The organism is Pseudodesulfovibrio sp., assembly GCF_028692895.1.
In the GTDB taxonomy this organism is placed as follows: Bacteria; Desulfobacterota; Desulfovibrionia; order Desulfovibrionales; family Desulfovibrionaceae; genus Pseudodesulfovibrio.
In genome coordinates this window covers 47,039-64,871 of record NZ_JAQUWN010000009.1, presented here as the reverse complement: position 1 = coordinate 64,871, position 17,833 = coordinate 47,039, and the positions used below count along the sequence as shown (strand labels likewise).

Here is a 17,833-nt window from a genome sequence, read left to right as displayed (position 1 = left end):
CCGTCCAGCGGCTAATCGCCGTAGTACTTTTGCAGGCTCTCCACCTTGAGCCCGGTCTGTTTCGATTCATGGATGGCCTGGACCACCGCCCGCGCGCCCGACACCGTGGTGGTATACGGAATGTCGTACAGGAGCGCGTTCTGGCGGATGACCTTGGCGTCGCCCACGGTCTTCTTGCCCGAGGGCGTGTTGATGACCAGATGGATGTCGCCGTTCTTGATGTGGTCCACCACGTGGGGGCGCTGGCCCTCGTGGACCTTGTGCACCCGGGTCACGGGCACGTCCTTTTCCTCCAGAAAATCGGCCGTGCCGCCCGTGGCCATGACCTTGAAGCCCATGTCCACGAAATCCTTGGCCACCAGCACCAGCTTCGCCTTGTCCCAATCGTTGGCCGAGATGAAGACGTTGCCGGACCTCGGCAGCTTCTGCCCCGCCGCCAACTGGGACTTCATGTAGGCCAGCCCGAAGCTCGGGTCGATGCCCATGACCTCGCCGGTGGAGCGCATCTCGGGGCCGAGCAGCACGTCCACGTTGGGGAAACGGGTGAACGGGAACACGGACTCCTTGACCGAGACGTGCCCGCGCTTGCGCAGGGCCCAGGGCTTCAGGTCCTTCAGCTTCTCGCCCAGCATGACCCGCGTGGCCAGCTTGGCCAGCGGCACGCCGGTGGCCTTGGACACGAAGGGCACGGTCCGCGACGCGCGCGGGTTGACCTCGATGATGTAGACCTCGCCGTCCTTGATGGCGAACTGGACGTTCATCAGGCCGACCACGCACAGTTCCTTGGCCATGGCGACGGTCTGGCGCTCGATCTCGCGCACCAGCTCGGCGCTCAGGCTGTAGGGCGGCAGCACGGACGCGGAGTCGCCGGAGTGGATGCCCGCCTCCTCGATGTGCTCCATGACGCCGCCGATGTAGACGTCCTCGCCGTCGGCCAGGGCGTCCACGTCCACCTCCACGGCGTTCTCCAGGAACTTGTCGATGAGGGTCGGGTGCTCGGGCGAGACCCGGGCCGACTCGCGGAAGTACTGTTCGAACTCGTCCATGGAGTAGACGATGTCCATGCCGCGTCCGCCGAGCACGTAGGACGGCCTGAGCACCAGCGGGAAGCCGATCTTCTCGGCCACCTCGCGGGCCTCGACCATGGACATGGCCGTGCCGTTGGGCGGCTGCCTGAGGTGCAGCTTGTTCAGGAACTGCTTGAACCGCTCGCGGTCCTCGGCGCGGTCGATGGCGTCCGGGCTGGTGCCGATGAGCGGCACGCCCGCGTTCATCAGCCGGACCGCGAGGTTGAGCGGGGTCTGGCCGCCGAACTGGACGATGACGCCGTCGGGCTTCTCGAACTCGATGATGTTCATCACGTCCTCGAAGGTCAGCGGCTCGAAATAGAGCTTGTCGGACGTGTCGTAGTCGGTGGACACGGTCTCGGGGTTGGAGTTGACCATGATGGACTGCACGCCCAGCTCCTTCAGGGTGAAGGAGGAGTGGCAGCAGCAGTAGTCGAACTCGATGCCCTGGCCGATCCGGTTGGGGCCGCCGCCCAGGATGACGACCTTCTTGACGTCGTCGCGCGTGTTCTCCACCCCGGTCTCGTAGGTGGAGTAATAGTACGGGGTATAGGCCTCGAACTCGGCCGCGCAGGTGTCCACCAGGTAGTAGGTCGGCACGACGCCCAGGTCCTTGCGCATGGAGCGGACGGCGCTCTCGCTCGTCTTCCACATGGCGGCCAGTTGCGGGTCGGAATAGCCGTACTCCTTGGCCTTGCGCAGCATCCCGGCCATGCCGGGGGTCTCCGCGTCCACGCCCTCGCGCTTGCCGAAGTCGATGAGCGTGCGCTCCATCTCCAGGATGTCGGCGAACTGGCGCAGGAACCACCGGTCGATCATGGTGGCCTCGTGAATCTCGTCCTCGGTCATGCCGCAGCGGATGGCGTTCCGGAGCGCAAAGATGCGCTGGGAGTTGGGCCGCCTGAGCAGACGCAGGATCTCGCTCTTGTCGATGTCGCAGGTCTGGAACCGCTCGCCCAGGCCGGAGTGGCCGGTTTCGAGCGAGCGCAGGCCCTTCTGGAGCGCCTCCTTGAAGGTGCGGCCGATGGCCATGGTCTCGCCCACGGACTTCATGGCCGTGGTCAGGTAGTCCTCGGTGCCGGGGAACTTCTCGAAGGTGAATCTGGGTATCTTGACCACGCAGTAGTCGATGGCCGGCTCGAAGGAGGCCATGGTCTCGCGGGTGATGTCGTTGGGAATCTCGTCCAGGGTGTAGCCCACGGCCAGCTTGGCCGCGATCTTGGCGATGGGGAACCCGGTGGCCTTGGAGGCCAGGGCCGAGGAGCGGGACACGCGCGGGTTCATCTCGATGATGATGAGCTCGCCGTCCTCGGGGTTGACCGCGAACTGGACGTTGGAGCCGCCGGTCTCGACGCCGATCTCGCGCATGACGGCCAGGGAGGCGTCGCGGAGCTTCTGGTACTCGTCGTCGGTCAGGGTCTGGGCCGGGGCCACGGTGACGGAGTCGCCGGTGTGCACGCCCATGGGGTCCAGGTTCTCGATGGAGCAGATGATGACGCAGTTGTCCTTCTTGTCGCGCATGACCTCCAGCTCGAATTCCTTCCAGCCGAGGATGGAGCGCTCCAGCATGATCTCATGCTTCATGGACAGGGCCAGGCCGTTGGAGCAGATCTGCTCCAGCTCCTCCATGTTGTAGGCCACGCCGCCGCCGGAGCCGCCCAGGGTGTAGGCGGGCCGGACGATGATCGGGAAGGGAATCTTCTGCCCCCACTCGCGCACGTCGTCCATGGAGCGGCAGATGCCGGACTCGGGCATGTGCAGGCCGATGTTCTTCATGGCCGCGCGGAACTCCTCGCGGCTCTCGGCCTTGTTGATGACGTCGATGTCGGCCCCGATGAGCTCGACGTTGAACTTGTCCAGCACGCCCATCTCGGCCACGGCCAGGGCGGTGTTGAGGCCCGTCTGTCCCCCCAAAGTTGGCAAAAGAGCGTCGGGACGCTCTTTTTCGATGATCTTCGCCACGGTTTCCGGGGTGATCGGTTCTATGTAGGTGGCGTCGGCCAGCTCCGGATCGGTCATGATCGAGGCCGGGTTGGAGTTGACCAGGACGACCTCGTACCCCTCCTCCTTGAGCGCCTTGAGCGCCTGGGTGCCGGAGTAGTCGAACTCGCAGGCCTGGCCGATGACGATCGGACCGGACCCGATCAACATGATCTTCTTGATGTCTGTGCGTTTGGGCATGTTTTATGGAACGAGTTAAGGTTACGGCATCTTTTCAGGTCGGATAACGTGCTGAAAGCAACGGACTGGCCGGGCGACGCCGCCACCCGCCGGACAAGCTGTTTACATAGCGGCATCCGGTCCTAAAGGCAATGCAAAAGAGGGCCAGGAACCGGCCCGGCCCGAAGCGGCGGGCATCGCTTTCCCCCGCCCGTCCGGCGGCGCACCGGACAAACCGACGATATTGAATCCCGGATGTCCCCTCCCCCACATTCTCGGCATCGCCCCACATTCCCCATTGACACCGTCGATGTTGAATCTTATTTTCAATTTCACGACCTTTGAGGGAGAATATGACCAAGAAGCCTTTGACATCATTTCCGGAAGGGACCGTGGTCCGCATCGCCGACATCGACGGCGGGCGAGGCGCGCGCTCCCGTATGCTCGCCATGGGACTCACCCCCGGCTGCCCCGTTGAGGTGCTCCGGGGCGGCCCCGCCGGCTGCCGCGTCCGCGTCCGGGGTTCGGACGTGGTCCTGTGCTGCGGCCTGGCCGCCAAGATCCTGGCCGTGGAAAACGACTCGCCCGAAGGGCCGCACTGCACCTGCTGCCACGGGTCCCGCGCCCGGGCGTCCTGATCGCCTCGACCTTTCGCCACGGAAAAAGCCGCCCCATTGGAGCGGCTTTTCGCATTTCAGGGCCGCAAATCTTCCGTCAGCGGGCGGGAACAGCCCTCCCCTCGGCCTCCAGCACCAGCCGGACGCCCCGCACGTCGCCTCCGCTCTCCAGCCAGGAGCGCAGCAGGCGGCGGTTGCGCATGACCACCGGGTGGGGCCAGCCGTAGTCGGCCTGGATGAGCAGCCCGGCGGCCACGTCCGGGTAGTGGCGGGCAGCGCTCAGGCAGGCCAGCAGGTTCAGGCACAGCTCGTTGGCCGGAAAGCGCAGGGTCATGGCCTTGCCCAGCGGGCGCATCACGTCCCCGTAGCGGCGGGCGTTGAAATAGGCCACGGCCAGGTCGAACTGGACCGCGTGCAGGCCGGGCAGCTCCCCGGCCACAGCCTCGCGCTCGGCCACGGTGTAGGCGGCGTGCCCCGCCTCCTTCTCCCCGTCGGAGGGGACGAAGGCGTAATCGAACCCGAAACCGCGCAGCCGGGGGATCTCCTCCGCGGCGGGTTCGCCGTCGCGGGAGACCACCACGCGCTGGCACCCGGCCAGCCGCATGGCGCGCAGGAGTTCGCGGCCGGGCACGTCGGCCAGGCGGGCGCTCCAGAGCAGGTTGACCCGCTCCCGCAGGAGTCGGCACAGGTTCAGTCCCCGCGCCTCGTCGGCGAAAAACGCCGGGTCCGCGAAATGCGCGCAGCGGAGGTCGGCCCCGGCCAGTGCGGCCACGGCCCGCTCCACGCTCCCGTCACCGGTCCAGCGGACCGTGCGGGCAAACGGATCGTCCGCCGGTCCCGTTTTCCCCTCGGGTCCGGCCAGTGCGAAATTCCTTTGCATGTTCCACCCCGGACCGTCCGTTTTTTGGCGCTCGGACCGGTCCGCACGAGAATTTGCAAGGAGCCTGCCAACGGCAAAGCCATCCGGGACGCGAAAGGCCCCCCGCTGCCCGACGGCCCTCCTCCCGCGTGCGCTGCGGCTCAATAGGAGGGAAACGCCTCGGTTTCCGGGTCGAGCAGCAGCCGTGCGCCCCGGACGCCTCCCCCGCCCTCCATCCAGGAGCGGACCAGGCGGCGGTTGCGCAGGGCCACGGGGTGGGGCGAGGCGGGCCCGGACGGGACGGTCTTTCCGGCGGCCACCTCCGGATACTGCGCAGCCCCCTTCAGGCAGGCGAGCAGGTGCAGGGTCAGTTCGCCGGCCGGGAAGCCGAGACGCACGGCCTTGGCCAGCGGCTCGGCGGCCTTGTCGTAGAGGCCCGCGTTGAAGCAGGCCGCGGCCAGGTCGAACTGAACCGCGTGCACGCCGGGCAGTTGCGCGGCCACGGCCTCCAGCTCGGCCACGGTGTAGCCGTCCTGCCAGGACCCCAGGACCGAGCCGTCGGGCCGCACGAAAACGTACTCGAACCCGTACAGCCGGGCCTGCTCCCGGAACTCGACCAGGACGTCGTCCTCCACGGCGGCCACGATGCGGCGGCACCCGGCCATGCGCATGACCCGCAGCCGCCCGCCGCCGAACTCGCCGCTCATCCGCGCGCTCCAGAGGATGTTGATCTTCCGCTCGCGCAGCATCACGCAGAGCTGGAGGCACTTCGCCGGGTCGGCAAACAATGCCGGGTCCTCGAAGTGGACGAAGCGGGCCTCGCCGCCCGCCAGCTCGGCGATGATCTTCGGCACGTCCCGCCCGTCGATCCAGCGGATGGTGGGTGCGGAAGGAGCCACGGCCTGTTCCGGCTCCTGACGCGGGCCGGGAATTGCAAACGTGATCGGCATGATTTCCCCTCGGACCGTCCCTTTGTTGGCGCGGAACGTGTCCATGCGGGGCAAAATGCAAGCCCGCTGCCGGGCGACGATTGGAACCCGTCAAGAAATCATAAGAATTCCAAAGAAGCTAAGGCCGCCGTTTATGTCGGGACAACGGGCGTCCGTGCCGTCGACGGGCGCAAAAAAGGCCGCCCCCGAAGGAGCGGCCCCGATGTTCGTCTGCTGTCGCGCCTAGCTGACCTTGCTGCCGGGTTCGACCCCGGCGGTGGGGGTGAGCAGTTGCAGGCCGTCGCCGCTCTTGACCGCCAGGATCATGCCCTGGGATACCTGCTTGCGCAGCTTGCGCGGCTTGAGGTTGGCCACGATGACCACCTGGCGGCCCACCAGATCCTCGGGCTGGAAGAAATCGGCGATGCCCGCCACGACCTGGCGCGGCTCGCCCTCGCCAACGTCCACGCGGACCAGGAGCAGCCGGTCGGCCTCGGGGTGTTTCTCCGCCTCCTTCACCGTGCCCACGCGCAGGTCGAGCTTCTGGAAGTCCTCGAACTCGATGGCCGGAATCGCCTCGGCCGGAGCGGCCGGAGCGGCCTCCTCGGGCTTGGCTTTCTCCGCCTTGGCCTTGGCGGGCTTCTTGGCCTTTTTGGGGGCCTCGGGCTCGGGAGCGGCCTCGGGCAGCTCCACGCGCGGGAAGAGATTGGAGGTCTCGGCCACGGTGTGGCCGGATTCCAGCAGCCCCCACACGTCCAGCTCCTTGGGCAGGTTGACCTTGGCGGGGTCGAAGGAGATGCCGAGTTGGGCGAGCATCTTCTCGCTCGCCTCGGGCATGACCGGCCAGAGGTGCACCGCGATCTTGCGCATGTTTTCGAGCAGCACGTAGATCACGGTCTTGAGGCGGCCGGTGTTCTTCTCCTTGAACAGGGTCCAGGGCGCGGTGGCGTCGATGTACTTGTTCAGGCCGCGCACCAGTTCCCACAGCCCTTCCAGGCCGCGCGAGAATTTGAAGTCCGAGAAGTTCTCCTGGAAGGCCTCCATGGCCTGCTGGCCGAGCTTCTTGATCTCGGCGTCCACGATGTCCTCCACGTCCGGCCGGGGGATCTTGCCCTCGAAGTACTTGTGGGTCATGGACAGGGTGCGGTTGAACAGGTTGCCCAGGTCGTTGGCCAGCTCGGCGTTGAGGCGGCCCACCAGGGCCTCCTCGGAGAAGCTCGAATCCTGGCCGAAGGACATGTCGCGCAGCAGAAAATAGCGGAAGGCGTCCAGGCCGTAGGTGTCCTTCATGGCCAGCGGCTCGATGACGTTGCCGATGGACTTGGACATCTTGGTGTCCTTGACCAGCCAGTAGCCGTGGACGTTGAGGGACTGGTAGGGCTCGATGCCCGCGGCCTTGAGCATGGTAGGCCAGAACACGGCGTGGGGCTTGAGGATGTCCTTGGCCACCAGGTGGTTGGCGTGGGGCCAGAACTGGGCGAACTTGTCGCCGTCCGGGTAGCCCAGGGCGGAGACGTAGTTGATGAGCGCGTCGAACCAGACGTATGTGACGTAGTCCTTGTCGAAGGGCAGCTCGATGCCCCAGGTCAGGCGGGACTTGGGCCGGGAGATGCACAGGTCCTCCAGCTCGCCGGATTCCAGCAGGCTCAGGACCTCGTTCTTATAGCTCTCGGGACGGATGAAGTCCGGATTTTTCCTGATGTGGTCCCGGAGCCAGTCCTGATACTTGGACATGCGGAAGAAGTAGTTCTTCTCCGCGATGTACTCGGGCACGGTCTGGTGGTCCGGGCACTTGCCGTCCACCAGCTCCTTCTCGGTGTAGAACCGCTCGCAGCCGAAGCAGTAGTGGCCGCCGTACTCGCCGAAATAGATGTCGCCCGCGTCGAAGACCTTCTGGAGGATCTCCTGGACCACCTTGACGTGGCGGGGCTCCGTGGTGCGGATGAAGTCATTGTTCGAGATGTGCATCTCGGGCAGCAGATCGCGGAACCGGGCGCTGATGGCGTCCACGTATTCCTGGGGCGACTGCCCGTTGGCCTCGGCGGCCTTGACGATCTTGTCGCCGTGTTCATCCGTTCCCGTCAGAAAATACGTTTCCGCGCCCATGAGCTTGTGAAACCGGGTGACGGCATCCGCCACCGTCGTGGTATACGCGTGTCCCAGGTGGGGTTTCGCGTTGACGTAGTATATGGGCGTGGTGATGTAAAACCTGTCCAAACCGAACTCTCCTTGCCGGGTGGTCCACCCCGGTCCATTTACTTCCTCGGCGGTTTGCGCCGACGCCTGCGCGGGCGGCGCGCCTTCCTGGACCTGTCGTCGTCCCCCTCGTCCGCGGGACGGGCGGAACGGCCCTTTCGGGAATCCTGCTCCTGCAGGTCGTCCCGGTCATCAACATCCGGCGCATCGACCGGGTCCCCTTCGTATTCGTCCTCGGCGTCGATCCACGCCTCGGACGATTCGATTTCCCTGGCCGGTTCCGGAGCCATGGCACGCCGCCCTCCCCTGCGCATGCGCTGCGACTGGGCGCGGACCTCGGCCATGGCCTCCTCGTTGGGCGGCTTGTTAACTATTTCATTCCATTCGTCAATGGAAACCTCCCGCTCGTCAAAGTTCTCCATGAGCACGGACAGCGACTTCTTGAAGAAGTTGGAGCGCAGCACCTTCACCGGCCCGATGGCGGTGGTGTACTTCTTGCCCACGCGCGGACACATGCGGTGGAACTCCTCGTACCCCTTCTGCTCGAAGCTGAGGCAGCAGAGCAGGCGGCCGCAGATGCCTGAAATCTTTGTCGGATTCAGGAAGAGATTCTGCTCCTTGGCCATCTTGATGGTCACGGGCACAAACTTGCGCATGAACCGGCGGCAGCAGCACATCTGGCCGCAGTTGCCGATGGCCCCGAGCATCTGGGTCTCGTGGCGCACGCCGATCTGCCGCAGCTCGATGCGGGTGCGGTATTCACGAACCAGATCCTTGATGAGCTCGCGGAAGTCGATCCGGCCGGGCGCGGTGAAGTAGAAGATCATCTTGGAGCGGTCGAAAAAGACCTCCACGTCCACCAGCTTCATGCCCAGCTTGAGCCGGGACACGCACTTGCGGCAAAAGGTGAAGGCGTCCCTCGACAGGGCCTCGTTCTCGGCCACGGACTCCAGGTCCTTCTCGTTGGCCAGGCGATAGATGGGCTTGTAGCCCTCCTCGTCGTCCGTATCCACTTCCAGCGGCGCCTGGCGGGTGAGGATGACCTTGCCAAGCCCCATGCCCTGGTCCGTCTTGACGATGACGTGCTGCCCTTCCCGAACCACGAAGGCTCCGGAAGCGAAGTAATACACCTGCCCGTAATCGTTGAATTTAACACCGAGTATTTGGCTCATTTTCGGTTATCCCGCATATGCAGACCCCCGCCGGGCGGGGGGGAGAAAGTGTCGCAAAAAAAAAGAACATATTAGAAAACCGCGCCAGGGGCAAATGGCGTGAGCGCAAGCAAGCCGGACAGGAACCCCGCGGGTCGCCGTCCGGCCTTCCGGATGCAATGGGCGGTGCGGCTAGATCAGCCCGAGGCTCTTCACCTCGCCCAGGAGCTTGTCCTCGTCGATGGGTTTGACCAGGTAGGAGGTGGCTCCCCCCAGGAAAAAGGCGTCGTGGGTCTCCTGCTCGTCGTCGAGCATGGTGGTGACCACCACCTTGACCTCGGACTGCATGGGTACGTCGCACTCCTTCTCGATGGCCCGGATCTCGCGCAGGGCCTGCTGGCCGTCCAGCTCGGGCATGAGCAGATCGAGACAGATCAGGTGGTAGGGCTCGCCCTGCATGAGCGCCCGGCGGAAGGCCTCGATGGCTTCCTCGCCGTTGACGGCGATGTCGCAGTGGGCCACCGACCTGAGAATTTCATGGATCATGTTCCGGCTGTAAAAATCGTCATCCACGATCAACGCTTTCATCGCATCCTCCACCTGTCATTTTCCATACCCCCTCCGGCCGCGACTTGGCAAACGCATTGTCGCTTCCGGGGGACCGGCGCCAGGCCGCCGTCACACCTCCACGGTTTCCCCTTCCCGCGCCATGTCGAATCGCACCCGACGGTCCGCCCACTCCCGTTTCAGCCGGTCGAGGATCGCGTCCACCTCGGCGTCCGTCCGGGTGGTCTCGTGATGGGTCAGGTACACTCGTCCCACCCCGGCCTCCTCGGCCAGGGCGAGCGCCCGTTCGAAGGTGGAATGGCCCCAGCCCCGCCGGGTGGCGTATTCCTCCTCGGTGTACTGCGCATCGATGATGAAGGCGTCCACGCCCCGCAGAAATTCCGTGATGGCCCGGTTGCGCTCGTCCACGATCTTGCCGTAGTCCGCATAGTCCTCGTCGCCGGGCTCGTAAATATTATAGAACGGCTCGTGGTCGCCGGTGAAGAACAGCGTCTTGCCGTCGCAGGCCACCTTGAAGCCGAAATCCATGGCCGGGTGGTTCATGAGCATGTTGGACACCGTGGCGAAACCGAGGTCCACGACCTGGCCGTCGCGCAGGGTCTCGTAGTCGATGTCGGCCAGGAGTTCGGCCGCGCGGACCGGAAAGTGCGGATACTCCATCTGCTTGGTCAGCACAGCCTCGATGCCGGTCATGGTCAGGGGATCGGGCGGGCCGTAGATGGTGATCCGGTTGCCGGGCACGAACAGCGGCACGAAGAACGGCAGCCCCTGGATGTGGTCCCAGTGGGTGTGGGAAATGAAGACGTGACAGTCGATGGGCATCCGCCGGGCCTCGTCCAGGCCGAGTTCACGGATGCCGGTTCCGGCGTCCAGGACGAGGAGCCCGCCCGCGTCGGACCGGACCTCGATGCAGGTGGTGTTGCCGCCGTACCGGACGGTGTCCGGCCCCGGCGCGGGCAGCGACCCCCGCGTGCCGCGAAACCTGAAGCGCATCTAGGAGGCCTCCCCGAGCTTGATGAAAATCCGGGCATGCTCCACCTCTTCGTCCAGGGTGGGCATCTCCTTGATGAGCCCCTCCAGGTCGAGGGCGAAGCGCGCCTCGACGCCGGGAGGCAACGGCGTGGACGAAAAATCACCGGCCGCGCCAAAGGCGAGCTTCTTGCTGATCTGGTTGGCGGCGAACACGCAGTCCACCAGTTGGGAGCGGCCGCCCTCGCCCACATCGTGGTGGCGCTCGATGGCATTGCGCAGCGGTCCGGGCAGGTTCCACTTCTCGGCCAGGAGCGCGCCGATGTCCGCATGGGTGGCCCCCAGGGACTCGGCCTCGGCCTCGTGCAGGGGGGAGTTGTCCTCGGCCGCGCGGGCCAGGGCCTGCTGGAATTCGACGGGCATGTACAGGGCGAAGACCACCTTGCCGATGTCGTGCAGCAGCCCGGCCGCGAAATAGTCCGCCGCCTCGTCGCGCGAGACGCCGAGCATGGAGCCGAGCATCCGGGTGGCCGTGGCCACGGCCAGGGAATGGAGCCAGAAGGCCCCCATGTCCAGCCCGGCCACGTTGGCCTTCGGAATGGCCCCCACGGCGGCCAGCCCGAGGGCCACGTTCTTGAGGGTGTTCAGCCCGAGGTAGACCGAGGCGTGGTTGATGGACGTGATCTCCCGCGCCAGGCCGAAATAGGCAGAGTTGACCAGGCGGAGAATCTTGAGGGTGAAGACGGGATCGCGCTTGATGACCTCCACCAGCTCCTTCTGCGGGCAGTTGATGTCCGAGGCGAGCTTGAGGACCTGATGCACGCTCTTGGGAAAGGCGGGCATCTTCTCGACGGCGGTCAACAGCTTTTTCTTGACGTCCTGCATCGGTCACACGGTGGGATAAAGGTGCTGGGGCCCCGAGACGCCAGGCCTGTCCGCCTCGGGTCATACCTTTCGCCTTATTGCAGGAATAGACGAATTTGGCAAGCGGGTTACGGCCGGAAGACGCGCAATGTCAGGCGATTGTCGGCATCCCAGACCGCGGAGACCGCCCCGTGCGTCGCGGTGTCGCACACCGGCGCGCCCACGCTCCCCATGACCTCGGCGTGCGGAAAGCCGTAGCGGTTGAGGTAGCCGGTGGAGCACAAGGCAGCCTCGGGCGCGACCCGCCGGTACAGCTCGGGCGACCGGCTCGTCCGGCTGCCGTGGTGCGGCAGGACCAGGACCTCGGCCGAGACGTTCCCGCCCGGAGCGAGAAACGCGCCCTCCCCTTCCCGCTCCACGTCGCCCGGCAGCAGGGCCAGCCCCTTGCCCCGGCGGACCAGACGCAGGACCAAGGACCGCTCGTTGGCGCGGGCGGAGCCGAAATCCGGGGCCGGATGCAGCACATCGAGAACCGTGTCGCCATCCAGGCGCACCGAATCCCCGGCGGCCAGGGGCTCGGGGACGATCCCACGGCCGGCCAGGACGCGGGCCATGCGTTCGCCGGTCAGTCCGCGCGGCAGCATCCCGTTGGTATAAAAGGCATTGGTCCGAAACCGGGAGAGGATGAACGGCAGGCCGTGGCTGTGGTCCACGTCCGGATGGCTCATGAATACGCCCTCGATCCGGGGCGGCCGCCCCCAGGCCAGGGCGGGCCCGACCACCGCCTCGCCCAGGTCGAACCGGGCGAAGCCCCCGCCGCCGTCCACCAGCCAGCGGCGGCCGCCGGGCGCGGCGATGAGCGCGGACTGCCCCTGCCCCACGTCCAGCAGGGTCAGGGTGACGCGGTCCCGGCTGTCCTGTCCCATGACCCACAGGTGCGGCGCGGCCAGCAGGAGCAGCCCTAGCCCGGCCAGCCCGAGGCGGACGTCCCGCCGGGCCCGGCCCACGGCCGCCAGGACCAGGAGCAGCGCGAACCCGAGCATCTCCGGCCACAGGGGACGGAGCGCGGCCAGGACCGGGGTCAGCCCGGCCGAGGACGCGGCTCCGAGAAACGCGATGAGCCCGTCGGCGCAGGCGGCGGCCAGATGCAGGAGCGCGCCCCCGGCCGGGGCGGTCCCCGGCAGAGCCGAAAGGGCCATGCCCGCGAGGCTCAGGGGCATGACCGCGCAGCCCAGGACCGGCAGCCAAAGCAGGTTGAGCAGAAAATCCGGGCTGAAGGAGCCGAAATACCAGGTGGTCAGGGGCAGCAGCGCCAGGATGGCGCTCAGCGACACGGCCAGCACGCCCCAGGCCCAGCGGAGAGGCCTGAGCCAGCCCCGCCCGCCGGTCCCGGGCAGGCGGTTCAGCCGGGGCAGCAGCAGGCCGATCCCGGCCACTGCCGTTGCGGACATCTCCAGGCTGAGGTCGTAGACGGACAGAGGCGCAACCAGGATGATGGCCGCCAGGGCGAAGAAGAGGCCGTCCAGGAGGACGCGGGAGCGCCCCTGCCAGAGCAGGACGCCCCAGGCCCCGAACATGACCGCCGCGCGCAGCAGGGAGGCTGACGGCTGGCCGAGCCAGGCGTAGCCCAGCACCAGGGGCGCGGCCAGGAGCACGCCCAGCTTCGGGCGCGGCACGGTCAGGAGCAGCCCCGGCCACAACCGGCCGACCAGCCAGGCCAGGCCGAACCCGATGGCGGCCACGAAGCCCACGTGCAGGCCGGACAAGGCCAGGGTGTGGGCCAGCCCGGCGCTGCGGGTCATGTCCAGGAGGTCGTCGCCAAGGGCGGAGCGGTCGCCGGTGGCCAGGGCGCGGACCATGCCCCCGCCCGGCGTGTCGGGAACTCCGGCGGCCACGCCCGCGCGCAGCCGATGCTTGAGGGCGTGGAGTGGGCCGTTCGGCGGCGCTCCCCAGGCAAGGACCGCGTTCCCAGACGGCCAGCCGCGCCAGAGCACGCCCTGCCGCCGCCAGTACCAGGCGTAGTCCCACGAACCGGGGTTGCCGAAGCTGCGCACCGGGACCACGCGGAAGGCTGCGACGTCCAGGGTCTGCCCCGGTTCGGGAGCGGTGTCGGGATAGCGCCAGTTCCAGGCCAGTTCACCGGGGAGCGCGACCTCCTCTCCGTCCACGCGGCAGCGCAGGTCGCGCAGGACCACGCGCAGCCGGTGATCGCTCAGGGGCTCGGCCCGGTCCACCACGGCGGAAAGCCCGACGGGACGGCGCGTCTCCATCCAGGCCGGGACCGGCGCGGGGGCCGGCGCGCGCTGGGCGGCGTAACCGTAGCCGAAGGCGAAACAGACGGCGAAGGCCAGGAGCGGCAGCCGGTGCGCCCGGCCGCGCAGGGTCGCGTCGGCCAGCAGGAGCACGGCCAGCGCGCCGAGGGAGGGGGCGGAAAAACGCAGGGCCAGGACGCCCAGGACAAAGGCGAGAAACAGGCTCTGCCACGGCAGCAGCCCGGCGGCGGGACGCGCGGGGCGGTGCACGCGGCGTTCGGTCACGGGTGCTTCCCCTGCCCGCTAGGCGCTCTTGGCCAGTCCCTGCTGCATCATGATCTTGAACACGGTCTCCATGAACTTGCCGGAGACCACGTCCGGCAGGGGAAAGTGCGGCAGGCTCTCGGTCCCCATGGAGCCGGTGTAGGCGAACCATATCTCGGCGGAAATCTTGTCCAGGGCCGGGGTCAGCATCTCGCGCCACAGGACGTCGCCGCCGGCCTCCTCCAGCCCGAAGGTCCGGCACTGAAGCGGGCGGCAGTCGAAGAGGCGGCACCGCCCTGCCTCAAGCAGGGGACAGACGGTCCCGGCCTCGGACAGGCAGTACTCGGTGTTCTCCCCGGCCTCGCCCAGGTCGTGCACGGCTTGGCGCTCCTTGAGGGCGACATCCACGGCCCGCTCGATGAGGGCCACGCGGGCGTCGCTGTCCAGGACCTTGTTGATGGAGTGGGTCAGGTGCACGGCCTCCACCAGGGTAAGCCGGACCGGCGTGGAGCAGCACTGGACGTTGTCCAGGCCGCACGCCCTGCCCTTGAGGGAGTCGCCCATGCGCTCGTTGGCGCGCTGGACGAGCTCTGCGTAGTCGTTGAAGAACGGCGAAAGGTCCACCAGCCGCTTGAACTCCAGTGACGGCTCGCGCACGGTCAGCCGACCGGACTGCTTGCCGTAGTTGCGCACCGTGCGCCACTGGACGAAGTTGGCGGGCTTGCTCTTGAGCTTCTTGAGGGCGCGCCCGGCCAGCTTGTGGCCCAGCCCGCGCCGCAGGAGGTAGGCGTTGAGCACCGTGCCGGTGCGGCCGATGCCGTGGCGGCAGTGGATGAGCACCTTCTTGCCCAGGTAGATGGCCTCGTCCAGCCAGGACAGGGCCTTTTCCAGCTCGATGAGGCTCGGGGCCTCCTCGTCGTTGAGCGGCAGGTAGTGCACCTCGAACCCGGCGTCCGCCTCGATCTCGTGCAGGTCGCAGAACTCGCCGCACAGGTTGAGGATGGCGTCCACGCCCTGGGCGCGGATGGCGTCGAGCTGGGGATAGCTCATGGGCGCCTGGCCCACGCCGAGCTGGTCCGTGACCCAGGTCACCTGGTAGGCGGGCTTATCCTTGCACAGCATCATCTGTTCTCCGCTTCCGTCATGAACCGCTCCACCTCGGCCTCCACCTGATCCTCGTCGTCCATGCGCATGTCCATGAGCCGGGTCACGGCCATCAGGTAGCCCAGGCGGGCCAGCAGCCGCCGGGTCTCGTTCTCGCTCATGCGCCCGACCTTGGCGTCGATCATGTCGCCCCGGGTGGCGGTTTCGAACCCGTACCGCTCCAGCACGCGCTGAATGAACAGAAGGCGCAGCAGCCGCTGGTCGAACCCGGCCCCGCCGCCCTTGAAGCGGAAGTTGATGTAGTTGGCCCCGTCGTCCGGCCCGCAGATGGAGTCCACCACCGAGAAGTGGTAGCCGAAGCGGATCATCAGGTGGAGGTAGTCCTCGCTGATGAGGCCGTAGCTGGCGAGGAGCTTGGAGTCGAAGCTGAAGATGCCGCCGGACATCTTGTCGAACTCCTCCCAGTCCATGTGGGTCAGGGTGTTGGGCCATTTGACCCGGCCGTCCGAAAGCCCGTACCAAAGGGCCCACATGGGGCGGCTCTTGATGTCCGCCGCCTCCACCAGCTTGCCGTCTGCCGCGGTGGGGAAGAGGCCCTCGCCCAGATCCAGGAGATACATGACCAGCGGCAGGTGGGTCTTGAGCCGCCGGGCCGCGCCCATGCCGCGCCCCTTGCGGTCCACCAGGGAGAACATCTCGCCCACGCTCTTCTCATGGCAGAACCGGACCACGTCGTGCATGGACCGGCATCCCTCGGGGGTGAAGTTGTCGGCCCTCGGGTCGGTCAGGTTGAGCCTGACCGTCAGCGGCACGACCTTCTCATACTGCTTGAGCACCCGGCCCGAGACCCGCCCGCCCTCGCGGGAGCGGGTCAGGATGGACTCCATGCATCCGTCGTGGATGGTGCCGGTGGAGCCGTCCACCGTGACCAGCCTGCCGGGGGCCAGCGGCGGGTCCAGCTCGCCCACCAGCACAGGCACGCCGTACTCGCGGGCCACGGAGGCGAAATGGCTGGCCCGGCTGCCCGTACGCGAGATGACCCCGCTCATGTTGCCGATGAAGGTCAAAAGCGACGGTTTGAGGGTGGGCGTGACCACCACCGCGCCGTCCGGGATGCGGGCGATCTCCGCGCCGGTGGGGGCGTAGTAGATCTCGCCGCAGCCCGCGCCAGCCGAGGCGCGCTCGAACCCCTCGGCCAGGGGAACGGCCGCCACCGGGGCGTGCTCCTCGGCCGCCTTGTCCCGCTCCAGTTGGAGGGGCCGCGTCTGGAGGATGAAGAGGCGGCCGGTGACATCCTCGGCCCACTCGATGTCCTGGGGGCCGCCCAGAGCCTTCTCCAGCTTCATGGCCAGCCGCCCCAGTTCGCACAGGGTCGTCTCACTCGGCAGCCCGCCTTCGTCCGGGGTGCATCCCTCGGCCAGTCGGGGCTCGACCTCGCGGGTCAGCACGGCCTTGGCGGGCGAGGCCGAGCCGTCCACCAGCCGGTCGCCCAGGCCGCGCACGCCGTAGACGCCGATGGCGTCCCGGCCGTGGCAGTCCGGGTCCATGGAATAGACCACGCCCGCGTTGTCGGCGTCCACCATGGGGATGACCAGGATGGCCATGGCCGTGTCCGCGTCCGTCAGGCCGTTGGAGATGCGGTAGGACACGGCGCGCGGACAATACTTGCCAGCCAGCACGCGCTTGTACGCCTCCAGCACGTCGTTGGGCTGAACGTTCAGCTCGCTGGCGTACTGCCCGGCGAACGAGATTTCGCCGTCCTCGGCCAGGGCGCTGGAGCGCACGGCGATAAGGGCGTCGTCGTCCTCGATGATCTCGGACACGGCGAAGCGGATGCCCCGGGCTATTTCCTCGGGCACCTCGGCGGCCAGGATCAGCTCCTGCATCTCGGCGGTCAGCCCGGCCAGGAGATTCCGGTCGCCCACCACCATCTGCCGGAGGCGGCTTTCGATTTCCGCGCCCAGCTCGTTGTAGTCCACCAGGTAGTTGAAGGCGTTGGCCGTGATGACGAAACCCGGCGGCACGGGCACGCCCCCCACCCCGAGCACGCGGCCCAGGTTGGAGGCCTTGCCCCCCGCCAGCCGGGGCATGGCCGCGGCGTCCCCCAGGGAGAGGATGTACGGCGGGCCGACCTCGGGCTGCTCCAGCTCCAGGGCCATGCGCACGTAAAAGTCGATCTTCCGGAAATACTCCGGCAGATCCATGAATTTCGACGGATTCATCTCCACGAGCTGACCGGCCATGGTCTTCACGGACTTGGACAGCCGGGCGGCCAGCCAGTTGGCCCGCTGCCGGTCGGCCAGGACCTCGCCGTAGAAGAGCTCCTCCAGATCGGCGATGAGCTCCAGCGCGATGGCGTCGTGCCTGAGCAGCGACTTGAAGGCCTCGTACTTTCGCCTCAGCAGGGTGCCCGGCGAAAAGACCTGGTATGTCCAGTGCTTGAAGAGCTGACTAACATGCATGAACTACTCCCCGAGAACTTCAGCGACCTTGGTCTCCAATTCATCCTTGTTGATCGGTTTCACACAGTACTCCTGGGCCCCCAGGCGCAGGGCGTCCCTGGCTGTCTCCAGGGTGGGGTAGCCGGTGAGCATGATCGCCTTGATCCCCGGCCGCTCCTTCTTGAGTTCCTCGAGCACTTCGACGCCGGTCATCTTCTTGAGCTTGATGTCGAGGATGGCCATGTCCACGGGCGTCTTGCGGACGAATTCCAGGGCGTCCTCCTCCTCGGTGAAGGCGGTCACCTGATGTCCCTTGCGCTCCAGAATGCGCCTCACCAGCATCCCGGCGTCCGAGATGTCGTCCAATACGATGATATGAGCCATGATAACACT

At 66.9% G+C, this 17,833-nt stretch carries 13 protein-coding genes; 1 reads left to right on the top strand and 12 read right to left on the bottom strand.

Annotated features, from left to right (window positions below):
* Nucleotides 1-11: 11 nt before the first annotated feature.
* Nucleotides 12-3,248 carry a carbamoyl-phosphate synthase large subunit gene (carB, locus tag PHP91_RS03945; RefSeq protein ID WP_300137176.1) on the bottom strand — a complete coding sequence of 1,079 codons (3,237 nt, stop codon included), beginning with the start codon at nucleotides 3,246-3,248 and terminating at the stop codon, nucleotides 12-14.
* A 332-nt stretch (nucleotides 3,249-3,580) separates the two neighbouring features.
* Here carB and PHP91_RS03940 point away from each other — a divergent pair, with 332 nt between their 5' ends.
* Nucleotides 3,581-3,865, top strand: coding sequence for a FeoA family protein (locus PHP91_RS03940; RefSeq protein ID WP_300137173.1), 285 nt, complete (start codon nucleotides 3,581-3,583; stop codon nucleotides 3,863-3,865).
* A 76-nt stretch (nucleotides 3,866-3,941) separates the two neighbouring features.
* Here PHP91_RS03940 and PHP91_RS03935 read toward each other — a convergent pair whose 3' ends face one another.
* The 11 genes from PHP91_RS03935 to PHP91_RS03885 form a co-directional block, all read right to left on the bottom strand.
* A complete protein-coding gene (locus tag PHP91_RS03935) occupies nucleotides 3,942-4,724 on the bottom strand; it encodes a hypothetical protein (RefSeq protein ID WP_300137169.1) in 783 nt (260 codons plus the stop codon).
* Nucleotides 4,725-4,864: 140 nt separating this feature from the next.
* Nucleotides 4,865-5,653 (bottom strand): hypothetical protein, encoded by a 789-nt coding sequence (locus PHP91_RS03930; protein WP_300137166.1) that lies wholly within the window; start codon nucleotides 5,651-5,653, stop codon nucleotides 4,865-4,867.
* 222 nt (nucleotides 5,654-5,875) lie between these two features.
* The gene (gene metG, locus PHP91_RS03925; RefSeq protein ID WP_300137163.1) at nucleotides 5,876-7,849 is read right to left on the bottom strand and encodes a methionine--tRNA ligase; all 1,974 of its coding nucleotides are present in this window, start codon (nucleotides 7,847-7,849) and stop codon (nucleotides 5,876-5,878) included.
* A 38-nt stretch (nucleotides 7,850-7,887) separates the two neighbouring features.
* Complete coding sequence (ricT, locus tag PHP91_RS03920) at nucleotides 7,888-9,000, bottom strand: regulatory iron-sulfur-containing complex subunit RicT (RefSeq protein WP_300137160.1); 1,113 nt, start codon at nucleotides 8,998-9,000, stop codon at nucleotides 7,888-7,890.
* A 171-nt stretch (nucleotides 9,001-9,171) separates the two neighbouring features.
* The gene (locus tag PHP91_RS03915; protein WP_300137157.1) at nucleotides 9,172-9,567 is read right to left on the bottom strand and encodes a response regulator; all 396 of its coding nucleotides are present in this window, start codon (nucleotides 9,565-9,567) and stop codon (nucleotides 9,172-9,174) included.
* Nucleotides 9,568-9,657: 90 nt separating this feature from the next.
* The gene (locus PHP91_RS03910; RefSeq protein ID WP_300137154.1) at nucleotides 9,658-10,539 is read right to left on the bottom strand and encodes an MBL fold metallo-hydrolase; all 882 of its coding nucleotides are present in this window, start codon (nucleotides 10,537-10,539) and stop codon (nucleotides 9,658-9,660) included.
* Nucleotides 10,540-11,400: an HDOD domain-containing protein gene (locus tag PHP91_RS03905; protein ID WP_300137152.1), complete on the bottom strand. Its 861-nt coding sequence runs from the start codon at nucleotides 11,398-11,400 to the stop codon at nucleotides 10,540-10,542.
* 107 nt (nucleotides 11,401-11,507) lie between these two features.
* The gene (locus PHP91_RS03900; protein WP_300137149.1) at nucleotides 11,508-13,916 is read right to left on the bottom strand and encodes a DNA internalization-related competence protein ComEC/Rec2; all 2,409 of its coding nucleotides are present in this window, start codon (nucleotides 13,914-13,916) and stop codon (nucleotides 11,508-11,510) included.
* An 18-nt stretch (nucleotides 13,917-13,934) separates the two neighbouring features.
* Nucleotides 13,935-15,017 carry a dual specificity protein phosphatase gene (locus PHP91_RS03895; RefSeq protein ID WP_300137206.1) on the bottom strand — a complete coding sequence of 361 codons (1,083 nt, stop codon included), beginning with the start codon at nucleotides 15,015-15,017 and terminating at the stop codon, nucleotides 13,935-13,937.
* Nucleotides 15,017-17,461 carry a PEP/pyruvate-binding domain-containing protein gene (locus PHP91_RS03890; protein ID WP_300137146.1) on the bottom strand — a complete coding sequence of 815 codons (2,445 nt, stop codon included), beginning with the start codon at nucleotides 17,459-17,461 and terminating at the stop codon, nucleotides 15,017-15,019. The genes PHP91_RS03895 and PHP91_RS03890 overlap by 1 nt, the downstream gene beginning before the upstream one ends.
* Nucleotides 17,462-17,464: 3 nt before the next feature.
* Entirely contained in the window at nucleotides 17,465-17,824 is a 360-nt protein-coding gene (locus PHP91_RS03885; RefSeq protein ID WP_300137143.1) for a response regulator, read from the bottom strand.
* Between the last annotated feature and the right edge of the window lie 9 nt (nucleotides 17,825-17,833).